Consider the following 11,314-nt stretch of genomic DNA (forward strand, 5'->3'; position numbering starts at 1 on the left):
AGCGGAGGATCAACGGTGTCCGAGACCTTCTCGATGACCATCGACGGTGCGGCGGTCACCGCGCCCGGCACCTTCGGAGTGATCAATCCGGCGACCGGCGAGGTGGCCGAGCAGGCACCGGACGCCTCCAGGGAGCAGCTCGACGCGGCGATGGCCGCCGCGCGGGCCGCCTACGCAGAGTGGCGCCGCGACGAGTCCGCGCGCCGCAAGGCGCTGCTCGAGGCGGCCGACGTCATGTTCGCCCGGTCGGAGGAGATCGGCCGGATCCTGACGCTGGAGCAGGGCAAGCCGCTCGCCGACGCGACCATGGAGGTCGTCGGCGCCGGCGTCTGGCTGAAGTACTTCGCCGAGCTGGAGCTGCCCCGCGAGGTCATCCAGGACGACGCCAACGCGCAGGTCGAGGTCGTCCGCCGCCCGATGGGCGTGGTCGCCGCGATCACCCCGTGGAACTACCCGCTGCTGCTCGGCGTGTGGAAGATCGCGCCGGCGCTGCTCGCGGGCAACACGATGGTCCTCAAGCCGTCGCCGTTCACCCCGCTGTCCAGCCTGAAGCTCGGCGAGGTGCTGCGGGACGTCCTGCCGCCCGGCGTGCTGAACGTCGTCACCGGCGGCGACGAGCTCGGCGCCTGGATGACCGCGCACGACGTCCCCCGCAAGATCAGCTTCACCGGCAGCGTCGCGACCGGCAAGCGGGTCGCCGCCGCGGCGGCCCCCGACCTGAAGCGCGTCACGCTGGAGCTCGGCGGCAACGACCCGGCGATCCTGCTGGACGACGCCGACCCGGCCGCCGTCGCCGACCGGCTGTTCGGCGCGGCGTTCCAGAACAACGGCCAGGTCTGCTCGGCGATCAAGCGCGTGTACGTCCCGGAGGCGCTGTACGGCGACGTGGTCGACGCCCTCGCCGAGCGGGCGAAGGCGGCCAAGGTCGGCGACGGCATGGAGGAGGGCGTCCAGTACGGGCCGATCAACAACCGGCCGCAGTTCGAGCGGGTGTCGGAGCTGGTCGCCGACGCGATCTCCGGCGGCGCCCGCGCGGCGGCGGGCGGCAGGCCCGTCGACGGGCCCGGCTACTTCTTCGAGCCCACCATTCTCGCCGACATCGAGGACGGCGCCCGCATCGTGGACGAGGAGCAGTTCGGCCCCGCGCTGCCGGTCGTGAAGTACACCGACCTGGAGGAGGCGCTGGCCCGCGCCAACGGCACCCACTTCGGGCTGTCCGGCTCGGTGTGGGGCGCGGACGCCGACCGCGCGGCCGAGATCGCCGGGCGGCTGGAGTGCGGCACCGCCTGGGTCAACACCCACCTGGCGCTCGCCCCGAACCAGCCGTTCGGCGGGTTCAAGTGGAGCGGCGTCGGCGTCGAGAACGGGCCGTGGGGGCTGTACGGGTTCACCGAGCTCCAGGTGATCCACCGCTCCAAGCTCTGAGCGACTCCCCGGTGCGGGCCCGGCGGCGCCGGGCCCGCACCCCTCCCCGGCTCCGTCCGCATGAGCGGAAAGTCACGACTTCGAGTCCGGAAAGTGACACGGCCACTACTGGTGGTCCGCTCCTGGAATGGGACACTTTCTTGAGCGGGGGCCGTGGAGACCGCACCGCGACCTGTGAAGGAGCCGCATGCAAACGTGGGACGTCATGCGCCAGGACGACCTCGGCAACACCTTCCATGTGGCCGCCCATGACACCCGCATCTCGGCCTTGGCGCAGGTCATGGTCATGGAGAGCGGCGTCCCGCACAAGCAGCACTACTGGGTGGAGGGCCCGCCCGGTCCGGCCGTCCGCACCAACCGCGACCTGTACCTGGTGTTCCTGCACCTCGGTCAGGAGGCCAGGGCGGCGTCCTGGTCGCTGTCGGCGTTCCTGCGCGCCCTGTGGAAGATCAGCGCTCCGCTGAGTGACCAGACGCGGCTGGAGCCCGACGACGTGGCGGCGATGTTCGCGGCGGCGTCCACCACCCCGCCCGCCGGGTTCGACCCGGCGTGGAGCGTGAAGGACCTGTCGCTCCCCAGCGCCGAGCCGGACGGGTACGCCGACTGGGAGCGGGTCCTGCTGTCCCAGATCGCCGACCTGGAGGACTTCATCGCCCGCCCCCCGGGCCCGCAGGCGCGGTTCGGCGTGGACGCACCCCGCCCGCCTGGCTCGGGCGCCCGCGCCACCCCGGCCCGCTGGTACAACTTCGACCCGGCGACCTACCTGGAGTGCGCGGTCGCCGGCAGCCTCGGCGGCTGGGACGCCGCGGACGGCGCCCGCGTGCCGCTCCCCACCCGCGCCGGGGAGCCGCCCGCGCGCTCCTACGTCCGCACGATCACCACCATGACCTGGGCCGATCTGGCCCGGATCGCGGTGTGCGGGCAGGTGTACGAGTAGCCCCGTCCCGCCGGCCCGGTCCTGTCCGCCCGGCGTGGTAGGACTGGGAGCATGAGCGACAGGCCGGTCCAGATCGACGACCGGGGCGGCTGGTGGCTGGCGCGTACGCCGCCGCATCCCGCGCTGCGCCCGTTCCTGCGCTCCTACGACGGCTACTGGGAGACCGACGCCGTCCCCACCCGGATGCGCACGCTGCCCACCCGCACCACCGTCGTGATCATCAACCTGGGGCCGCCGCTGTACCTGGAGGTCCCCGACCCCGGCGTCCACGACCGCGAGTACGGGTCGTTCGTCGCCGGGATGCACGACGGCCACGGCATGTACCTCAGCCCCGGCGGGCAGCGCGGCATCCAGCTCGACGTCACGCCGCTCGGCGCCTACACGCTGCTCGGCGTCCCGATGGCCCGCCTCACCAACGCCGCCGTCGACCTGGCCGACCTCCTCGGGCCCCCGGCGCGGACGCTGGTGGAGCGGCTCGCCGACGCCCCGTCCTGGGGCGCCCGCTTCGACCTCCTGGACGGCTTCCTGCTGCGCCGCCTCGACGCGGGGCCCGTCCCCGACCCGGAGGTGGCGCGGGCGTGGCGGCTGCTGCACGGCTCCCCCGGCGTCACGGTCGCGGGCCTCGCCGCCGACGTCGGCTGGAGCCGCAAGCACCTGACGCACCGGTTCCGCGAGCAGGTGGGCCTGCCGCCCAAGGTGATGGCGCGGGTGCTGCGCTTCCAGCGCGCGGTCGGGCTGCTGGCCGGCGGCGCCGCGCCCGCCGACGCCGCGTCCGCCTGCGGCTACTACGACCAGGCCCACCTCAACCGCGAGTTCCGCGCCCTGTCGGGATGCACGCCGACCGAGCTGGTCGGCGGGCAGCTCGAGCAGCAGCGCGTCACGACCCTCGCCGAGCCGGCCTGACCCGCGCGGGCTCAGCCCTGCCGCACCCCGCCGCCGATGTTCATCACGACGACCCCGACGACGATGATCACGGCGCCGGCGATGGTGAGCGGCTTGAGCTGCTCGCCGAACAGCAGCACGCCGCCGGCGAACGCGCCGATCGTCCCGAGCGCCGACCAGATCGCATAGACCGGTCCCACGTTCAGCGACGTCAGCGCCTTGGCCATGAACACGAACGAGACCAGGTACCCGGCCACCACGACCAGCGACGGCCACAGCCTGGTGAATCCCTCGGAGCCGCGCATCGCGAGCGTGGCCGTCACCTCGAAGGCGATCGCGAACGCGAGCAGCACGAACGGCATCAGCGGGCCTCGCCGTACTCGGCGGCGATCGCCTCGAACACCTTCATGTCGGCGTCGAACGGCGTTCCGGGGCGCGGCCAGTGCAGCGCGATCTCGGTGATGCCCAGCTCGGCGTAGCGTCCCGCGAGGTCGGCGAACGCCCCCGCCGACTCCAGCCACGGCTCCTCGGTGAACCCCGTCATCAGGATGAGGTCGCCCGGTTCGCGGCCCTCCGCCTCGTACGCGGCCCTCAGCGCGGCGAGCCGGGAGCGCACGACCTCCTGCGGCCGCCTGCCCTCGGCGTGGCCGCTGGTCACCCAGCCGGCGCCGTGCCGGGCGGCCACCCGCATCCCGCGCGGCCCGTCGCCGGCGATCACGAACGGGACGCGGGGCCGCTGGACGCAGCCGGGCTCCTCGACGACCTCCCGCGCGGTGTAGTACTCCCCCTCGAAGGACGTCTCGGGCCCGCGCAGCAGCCTGTCGAGCAGCTCCACCCATTCGGCGAAGCGGGAGGCGCGCTCGCCCGGCGTCCACTCGTCCCCGCCGAGGACGCCCGCGTCGGACGTGCGGCGCGTGCCGCCCGACCCGATCCCGAGCGTCAGCCGGCCGCCGCTCACGTGGTCGATCGTCTTGACGGCGTGCGCGGCCGGGACGGGATGCCGGAAGTTCGGCGAGGTCACCAGCGTGCCGATCCGGACCCGCGCGGTGACCGCCGCCGCCGCGGCCAGCGTCGTGTACGCGTCGTACCAGGGCGTCGTGCCGCGCCAGGCGATGTGGTCGTAGACCCAGGCGTGCCGGAATCCGAGGTCCTCGGCACGCCGCCACAGCTCCCCCGCCTCCGGCCAGGACTGCATCGGCCACAGCACGGTGCCGATCCTCGGTGCCGTCACGCGTTCCTCCGTTCCGGGCGGTCGCCCGTGTCCCCGCCCCATCATGTCGCGCCCGCCCATCATGTCGCGCCCGCCCATCATGTCGCGCCCGCCCATCATGTCGCGCCGTCCGTCATGTCGCGGCCGCCGCGAGCCAGCGGTGCAGGGCCCACCACCAGTTCGCCGTCCGCGCCACCGCCGCGCCGTCCGACGGGTCGTACAGCGGGCGGCCGGTCAGCTCCCGCAGCCGCCGGATGCGGTACTTGACCGTGTTGCCGTGGACGTGCAGCGCCGCCGCGGTCGGCTCGATCCGGCCGCCGTGGTCCAGGTAGGCGAGCCCCGTCTCCGCCAGCTCCCGGTGGAACGGCTCGTCCGGGTCCAGCCCGGGCAGCAGCGCGGCGGCCAGCAGCCCCCCGAACTCCGGCTCCGCCTCGGTGACGGTGAGCAGCGCGAGGTCGGCCAGCTCCCGCAGGCCGGTGAGCCCGGCGGCGGCGCCGGCCCGCAGCGCGCGGCGGCCGAGCCCGTACATCGGCCCGACGTCGGCCGGGCGGGCCGGCGGCGCGGCCACCAGCAGCGGGCCGGCCGGGACGGGGGCCGGGAGGCGGGCGGCCAGGGCGGCGAACCGGCCGTCCACCAGTCCGCACAGGCCCGGCCCCGCGGCGGTCAGCTCCGTCTCCAGCCGCGCCGCCACCGCCGGGTCGCTCACGTCCGACACGACGCAGTGGTACGCGCCCGCCGCGTCCAGCGGCGCGAGGACCGGGACGGCCTCGCCGTGCAGCAGCTGCCGCAGCATCTGGACGCGCGCCTCCCGCGCGGTGCGGGCCATCTCCAGCTCGGTGATCCGGTGCGCGTGCACCATCCGGTGGACGAGCGCGGTCGTGATCTCGTCGATGCGGGTCACGCCGTCCAGCAGCGCGGCGTCCGGCACGCCCGTGCGGCGGCCCTCGGCGACGAGCGTGCGGACGAGGTGGGCGCGGCCGGCCTGGAAGCCGTCCAGGAACGCCGCGACCGGGACGCCCTGCCGCGCCCGGTCCGACCCGAGCCGCTCCGCCGCGGCGAGGACCTCCCCGCTCGGCCCGCCGTCCTCCAGCGCCGCGAGGACGCCGCCCACCAGGGCGCGGACGTGCCGCCGGGTCTCCTCCTCGGGCAGCGCCGCCACCAGCTCCGACCGGCTCCGGGCGGCGCGCACCGTCGCCTCCAGCAGCACCGGGTCCTCGCTGCGCGCGATGAGCAGCCGCAGGAACCGGTCGCCCGCACCGACCTCCATGCCCGTATTCTGCCCGTCCAGTTGTCCGATCCGGACAACGGGGTGCGGGACGCTTGGACCGATCCGGTCTAGCCGCGCACCCCGGCAATGGTGTTCGGTGGGGGCAGACGAGCTTAAGGAGTGCGCCGAATGCCCGATGAGGACGAGTTCCTGGAGAAGCTGCCGACCGACCTGATCTTCCGGCTGCCGCCCTCGTTCGACGACGTCGAGGACGAGCGCCGGCACCGCAAGGAGCGGCTGGCCGCCGCGCTGCGCATCTTCGGGAAGTTCGGCTTCGAGGAGGGCGTGGCGGGGCACATCACCGCCCGCGACCCCGAGCGCGCCGACCACTTCTGGGTCAACCCGTTCGGCATGTCCTTCAAGCACATCAAGGTCAGCGACCTGATCCTGGTGAACCACGAGGGCAAGGTCGTCGAGGGGCGCTACCCGGTCAACGAGGCCGCCTTCGCGATCCACTCCCAGGTGCACCAGGCGCGCCCGGACGTCGTCGCCGCCGCGCACAGCCACTCCACGCACGGGCGGGCGATCTCGGCGCTCGGCCAGAAGCTGGAGCCGATCACCCAGGACGTGTGCGCGTTCTACCAGGACCACGGCCTGTTCGACGACTACACCGGCGTCGTCACCGACCTGGAGGAGGGCAAGCGCATCGCCGCCGCCCTCGGCGGCCACAAGGCCGTCATCCTGCGCAACCACGGCCTGCTCACCGTCGGCGACACCGTGGACGCCGCCGCCTGGTGGTTCATCACGATGGAGCGCTCGTGCCAGGTGCAGCTCCTCGCCAAGGCAGCCGGGCAGGTCGTGCCCATCGAGCACGACAACGCCGTCCTGACCCACGAGCAGATCGGCAACGACCTGGTCGGCTGGATCAACTACCAGCCGCTCTACGACCAGATCACCCGCGAGCAGCCCGACCTGTTCGAGTAGGCCCGCCCCACCCGGAGTCTCAGGCGGAGTCCTCCGCGGCGGGCTCGGTGAGCGGGAGGAGGACCTGGAATCTCGTGTCGCCCGGCAGCGACCGCACCCTGATGTCGCCGCCGTGGCGGCCGACGACGATGCGCCACGAGATGTCGAGGCCGAGGCCGGTGCCCTGCCCGACCGGCTTGGTCGTGAAGAACGGCGTGAAGATCCGGTCGATGTCCTCCTCCGGGATGCCCGTCCCGGTGTCGGCGATCTCCACGAGCGCCTGGTCGTTCTCCCGCGCGGTGCGGACGGTGAGGGTGCCCGAGCCCTGCATCGCGTACAGCGCGTTGACGATCAGGTTCGTCCAGACCTGGTTCAGCTCCGCCGCGTAGACCGGGACGGGCGGCAGCGACTCGTCGTAGTCGACCTTCACCGTCACGTCCGGGCCGAACTTGCGCTTGAGCATGGTGAGCGTGCTGTCCAGCAGCGTGCGCAGATCGGCCCGCTGGTAGGCGGCGCGGTCGAGCTGGGAGTACTGGCGGGCCGAGTCCAGCAGCGCGGTGATGCGGCCCATCGCGTCGGAGATCTCCGCCTGGAGCTGCGCGACCTCCAGCACCTCGGCGAGCCAGCGCATCGCCGCCGGCAGGTGATCGCCCGCCGCGTCCGCGACCTCCTGCGCCTGCTCGACCCCGACGCCCGCGGCGACCAGGCGCGGGGCGAGGTCCCAGGCGTCGCCGACGCCGCGGTCCTCCAGCCAGTCGCCCAGCTCGTCCTCGGCGTCGCTGACCTCCAGGGGGCTGCGGCGCCCGGCCGGCGGCGCGGGCAGCGCCGGGCGCAGCGCGACGAGCGCGCTCAGATGCGTGCAGTCGACGCCGTGCGCGGCGAGGTCGGCGAGGCTCCGCTGCGCGGCGAGCAGCCGGTCGCCGAGCTCCGCGCTGGCCCGCGCCGCGGCCGCCGCCGGGTTGTTCAGCTCGTGGGTGAGCCCGGCGGTGATCGTGCCGAGCGCGGTGAGCCGCTCGCGCTGGTCCACGATCCGCCGCGCGTTCGACATCCCGAAGAAGATGCCCTCCAGCAGGTGCGTGGCCATCGGGAACCACTTGCGGACGGCCTTGGAGAACTTCAGGGCCGGCAGCACGAAGACCCGCGACGGGCGCGTCGCCCGCAGCGTGTGCTGGTATTTCTGCTCGATCTTGTGGCCCAGGTACGCCTGCACGGCGCCGCCGTAGGTGCCGGGGCGGTCGGTGCGGCTGACCTCGACGGCGTGGTCACGCACCATCTGGGTCATCACCATCTCGCCGTCCAGCAGCACGTACAGGAACTCGGCGGGGTCGCCCTGCGCGCAGATGACGCCGTCGGCCGGATACTCCTCGGCCGTCCCGCACAGCGACAGCCAGTCGAGCTTCTCGTCGTCGAGGTCCTCGAAGAGGAACAGCCCGCGCAGCTCCTCCGGCGATGCGGTGCTCATGCCTGCTCCCTGCCGGGGGCCGACCCCCCGCACCCGCGGTGCGCTCCGCTCATGCCCGCTCCTCGCGGGGGGACGACCCCCCGCACCCCCCGGTTCACTTCGCTCATGCCTGCGCCCTGCGGGGGGACGACCCCCCGCACCCCCCGGTTCACTTCGCTCATGCCTGCTCCAGGTAGCGGTGGACGAGGGCGACGGCCATCGCGCCGTCGCCGACCGCCGAGGCGACGCGCTTCATCGACTCCGCGCGCACGTCGCCCGCGGCGAACACGCCCGGGACGCTGGTCTCCAGGTGGTAGGGCTGGCGGGCGAGCGGCCAGCCCGCCGGGCGGCGGCCCCCGGCGACGAGGTCCGGGCCGGTCAGCACGTAGCCGCGCGGGTCGCGCTCGACGAAGCCGTCCAGCCACCCGGTGCCGGGCTCGGCGCCGATGAACACGAACAGCCAATGGGCGTCGATCGTCCTCTTGCCGGAGGGCGAGGCGAACGTGAGCCGCTCCAGGCGGTCGGAGCCGTCCGCGCCGCACACCGTCTTGCCGGTGTGCACCTCGATGTTGGGCGTCGCCGCGATCTGCTCGATCAGGTAGTGCGACATCGACCGCTCCAGGCCGTCCGCACGGACGATGATGTGCACCTTCTTCGCGAACCGGGCGAGGTACACGGCGGCCTGCCCGGCGGAGTTGGCGCCGCCGACGACGGCGACCTCCTCGTCCTTGCACGCCGGGGCCTCGGTGAGCGCGGCGCCGTAGAACACGCCGCGCCCGACGAAGGCGTCCACGCCGTCGGCGTTGAGCCGCCGGTAGGAGACGCCGGTCGCGAGGATGGCGGCGTGCGCGGCGATCTCCGTGCCGTCCGACAGCCGCGCCACCCGGGCGGTGCCGCGCGACTCCAGCGCGGTGACCTCCCCGGCCTGCAGCAGCTCGGCGCCGAACCGGTCGGCCTGCCGGCGGGCCCGGTCGGCGAGCTGCGCCCCGGTCACCCCGTCGGGGAAGCCGAGGTAGTTCTCGATGCGGGAGCTCTGCCCCGCCTGCCCGCCGAGCGCGCGCCGCTCCACCACGACCGTCCGCAGCCCCTCGGACGCCCCGTACACGGCCGCGCCCAGCCCGGACGGCCCGCCGCCCACGACGATCAGGTCGTAGAACCCGGTGGACGGCGTGCTGGACAGCCCGATCGCGGCGGCCAGCTCGGCGTCGGACGGCGCCGACAGCGTGCCGCCGTCCGACTTCACCACGAGCGGCAGCTCCGGCGACGACCCGGCGGCGGCGATCAGCTCGGCGCCCTCCGGGTCGGTGTCCATCAGCCAGGTGTAGGGCACCTGGTGGCGGGCGAGGAAGTCGCGGACCTCGTAGCACCGGGACGACCAGCGGTGCCCCACGACCCGCAGCTGGCCGGGCGGCCGCCGGTCCTCGCGCGCCCAGGCGTCCAGCAGCTCGTCGATCACCGGGTAGAACTTCTCCTCCGGCGGGTCCCACGGCTTCAGCAGGTAGTGGTCGAGGTCGACGTCGTTGATCGCGCGGATCGCCGCGTCGGTCTCGGCGTAGGCGGTGAGCAGGACGCGGCGCGCGAAGGGGAACAGGTCCATGGCGTGCTCCAGGAACTCCACGCCGTCCATCTCGGGCATCCGGTGGTCGGCGAGGAGCACGGCCGTGTCCTCGCCGCGCAGCCGCAGCTCGCTCAGCGCGTCCAGCGCCTCCCGCCCCGAGTCCGCGCGCACGATCCGGTACGACTCGGCGTACCGGCGGCGCAGATCCCGTGCCACGGCCCGCGACACCCCCGGATCGTCGTCCACGGTCAGCAGCACTGGTTTCGGCAACGCGCCCCCCTCGTCCGGAATCACCCGGGACAAAAGCCTACGTCGTGGCGGGCCGCACCCGCACACGCAGGGCGCCCCCCGCCTCCGGGCCGCGCCCGCGCCATCGGCCATGATCGTGGCATGGACCTGCGTGTTGCGCTGATCGGATACGGCACCGGCGGCTCGGTGTTCCACGCCCCGCTGATCACGTCCGTGCCCGGGCTGCGGCTGGCCGCCGTCGTCACCCGCGCGCCGGAACGGCAGCGGGCCGCCCGGGAGCGGTACCCGGACGCGGACGTCGTGGACCGGGCCGACCGGCTGTGGAGCGCACCCGGCGCCTACGACCTCGTCGTCGTCGCCGCGCCGAACCGGCAGCACGTCCCGCTGGCCCGGACGGCGCTGACCGCGGGCGTCCCCGTCGTCGTGGACAAGCCGGTCGCGGCGTCGGCCGCCGACGCCCGCTCGCTCGCCGCGCTGAGCGCCGTCCGCGGCCTGCCGGTGTTCCCTACCACAACCGCCGCTGGGACGGCGACTACCGGACGGCGGCGCGGCTGATCGCGTCCGGCGCCCTCGGCGACGTCCGGCGTTTCGAGTCCCGCTTCGAACGCTGGCGGCCCGAGGTCAGGGAGAGCTGGAAGGAGAGCACCGACCCCCGCGACGCGGGTGGCATCCTCTTCGACCTCGGCTCCCACCTCATCGACCAGGCCGTCGCCCTGTTCGGCCGTCCCGCCCGCGTCTACGCCGAGCTCGACACCCGCCGCCGCGGCGCGGCCGCCCCCGACGACGCGTTCGTCGCGCTCACCCACCCCGGCGGCGTCCGCTCGCACCTCTGGATGAGCGCGACCGCCGCCCAGCAGGGGCCGCGCTTCCGGGTGCTCGGGGACCGCGCGTCCTACACGGTCTCCGGCATGGATCCGCAGGAGGACCAACTGCGCGCCGGGCTCACCCCGCAGGACGCCGGGTACGGCATCGTCCCGGCGGAGTCGCACGGCCTGCTCGGCGTCCCCGGCGAGGCGGCCCCCGAGCCCACCGCCCCCGGCGCCTACCAGGAGTTCTACGCGGGCGTCGTCCGCACCCTGCGCGACGGCGCGCCGCCGCCCACCACCCTCGCCGACGCGATCACCGGCCTGGAGGTCATCGAGGCCGCCGCGCGCTCCGCCGCCGAGGGCGCCGTCGTCGGCCTCGGCGCTCGGTAGCGCGGGCCGGCGACCACGCCGTAGCGGTCCCGGACGTTCCAGGCGACGCGGACCGCCGTCTCGGTCAGCGGATCGTGGGGCCGCTCGGCGTCGTGGGCCGTCCCCGCCGGATCAGAGGCCGGATAGTGGCGGAGGGTCTTATTCAGAGTGTGGGAATTCTAGGTCGGCCCGACGTGTCAGCCGTGGATCGGGTAGGCGGCTTGGATGGCCAGCCGCTGGTCGGCGGTGTCGCCGATGTGGGTGAGG

Annotated in this window: 11 protein-coding genes; 6 read left to right on the plus strand and 5 right to left on the minus strand. The window is 74.2% G+C overall.

Going from position 1 to position 11,314, the window contains the following annotated elements; genetic code table 11:
• Positions 1 to 15: 15 nt before the first annotated feature.
• From SM611_RS35170 to SM611_RS35180, 3 genes are all read left to right on the plus strand, one after another.
• A complete protein-coding gene (locus SM611_RS35170; protein ID WP_371954704.1) occupies positions 16 to 1,425 on the plus strand; it encodes an aldehyde dehydrogenase family protein in 1,410 nt (469 codons plus the stop codon).
• Positions 1,426 to 1,612: 187 nt separating this feature from the next.
• Entirely contained in the window at positions 1,613 to 2,362 is a 750-nt protein-coding gene (locus SM611_RS35175; RefSeq protein ID WP_371954706.1) for a hypothetical protein, read from the plus strand.
• A 51-nt stretch (positions 2,363 to 2,413) separates the two neighbouring features.
• On the plus strand, positions 2,414 to 3,265 hold the full coding sequence (locus SM611_RS35180; protein ID WP_371954708.1) for a helix-turn-helix domain-containing protein: 852 nt from the start codon (positions 2,414 to 2,416) through the stop codon (positions 3,263 to 3,265).
• 11 nt (positions 3,266 to 3,276) lie between these two features.
• Here SM611_RS35180 and SM611_RS35185 read toward each other — a convergent pair whose 3' ends face one another.
• The 3 genes from SM611_RS35185 to SM611_RS35195 all read right to left on the minus strand — a co-directional run bounded on the left by SM611_RS35185 (position 3,277) and on the right by SM611_RS35195 (position 5,721).
• Positions 3,277 to 3,606, minus strand: a complete 330-nt coding sequence (locus SM611_RS35185; RefSeq protein WP_371954709.1) for a DMT family transporter — start codon at positions 3,604 to 3,606, stop codon at positions 3,277 to 3,279.
• The gene (locus SM611_RS35190) at positions 3,606 to 4,475 is read right to left on the minus strand and encodes an LLM class flavin-dependent oxidoreductase (RefSeq protein ID WP_371954710.1); all 870 of its coding nucleotides are present in this window, start codon (positions 4,473 to 4,475) and stop codon (positions 3,606 to 3,608) included. Before SM611_RS35190 ends, SM611_RS35185 begins: the two co-directional genes overlap by 1 nt.
• Before the next feature lie 112 nt (positions 4,476 to 4,587).
• Positions 4,588 to 5,721 (minus strand): helix-turn-helix domain-containing protein, encoded by a 1,134-nt coding sequence (locus tag SM611_RS35195; RefSeq protein ID WP_371954711.1) that lies wholly within the window; start codon positions 5,719 to 5,721, stop codon positions 4,588 to 4,590.
• A 129-nt stretch (positions 5,722 to 5,850) separates the two neighbouring features.
• Between SM611_RS35195 and SM611_RS35200 the strand changes: the two genes are divergently transcribed.
• The gene (locus SM611_RS35200) at positions 5,851 to 6,645 is read left to right on the plus strand and encodes a class II aldolase/adducin family protein (protein WP_371954712.1); all 795 of its coding nucleotides are present in this window, start codon (positions 5,851 to 5,853) and stop codon (positions 6,643 to 6,645) included.
• A gap of 19 nt (positions 6,646 to 6,664) precedes the next feature.
• On the opposite strand, the gene SM611_RS35205 is transcribed toward SM611_RS35200, so the two are convergent.
• Both SM611_RS35205 and SM611_RS35210 read right to left on the minus strand, forming a co-directional pair.
• Positions 6,665 to 8,086: an ATP-binding protein gene (locus SM611_RS35205; RefSeq protein WP_371954713.1), complete on the minus strand. Its 1,422-nt coding sequence runs from the start codon at positions 8,084 to 8,086 to the stop codon at positions 6,665 to 6,667.
• A gap of 157 nt (positions 8,087 to 8,243) precedes the next feature.
• Complete coding sequence (locus SM611_RS35210; protein ID WP_371954714.1) at positions 8,244 to 9,893, minus strand: FAD-dependent oxidoreductase; 1,650 nt, start codon at positions 9,891 to 9,893, stop codon at positions 8,244 to 8,246.
• Between the two features lie 120 nt (positions 9,894 to 10,013).
• Between SM611_RS35210 and SM611_RS35215 the strand changes: the two genes are divergently transcribed.
• A complete protein-coding gene (locus SM611_RS35215) occupies positions 10,014 to 10,427 on the plus strand; it encodes a Gfo/Idh/MocA family oxidoreductase (RefSeq protein ID WP_371954715.1) in 414 nt (137 codons plus the stop codon).
• Positions 10,427 to 11,068, plus strand: coding sequence for a Gfo/Idh/MocA family oxidoreductase (locus tag SM611_RS35220; protein WP_371954717.1), 642 nt, complete (start codon positions 10,427 to 10,429; stop codon positions 11,066 to 11,068). The genes SM611_RS35215 and SM611_RS35220 overlap by 1 nt, the downstream gene beginning before the upstream one ends.
• The last annotated feature ends 246 nt before the right edge of the window (positions 11,069 to 11,314 follow it).

The sequence above is a fragment of the Actinomadura monticuli genome, assembly GCF_041463655.1.
In the GTDB taxonomy this organism is placed as follows: domain Bacteria; phylum Actinomycetota; class Actinomycetes; order Streptosporangiales; family Streptosporangiaceae; genus Spirillospora; species Spirillospora monticuli.

Bases quoted from the DNA above. Each gene is read 5' to 3' on its own strand.
- SM611_RS35175 (WP_371954706.1), top strand. From the start codon at position 1,613: ATGCAAACGTGGGACGTCATGCGCCAGGACGACCTCGGCAACACCTTC.
- SM611_RS35180 (WP_371954708.1), top strand. From the start codon at position 2,414: ATGAGCGACAGGCCGGTCCAGATCGACGACCGGGGCGGCTGGTGGCTG.
- SM611_RS35185 (WP_371954709.1), bottom strand. From the start codon at position 3,606: ATGCCGTTCGTGCTGCTCGCGTTCGCGATCGCCTTCGAGGTGACGGCC.
- SM611_RS35195 (WP_371954711.1), bottom strand. From the start codon at position 5,721: ATGGAGGTCGGTGCGGGCGACCGGTTCCTGCGGCTGCTCATCGCGCGC.
- SM611_RS35200 (WP_371954712.1), top strand. From the start codon at position 5,851: ATGCCCGATGAGGACGAGTTCCTGGAGAAGCTGCCGACCGACCTGATC.
- SM611_RS35205 (WP_371954713.1), bottom strand. From the start codon at position 8,086: ATGAGCACCGCATCGCCGGAGGAGCTGCGCGGGCTGTTCCTCTTCGAG.
- SM611_RS35215 (WP_371954715.1), top strand. From the start codon at position 10,014: ATGGACCTGCGTGTTGCGCTGATCGGATACGGCACCGGCGGCTCGGTG.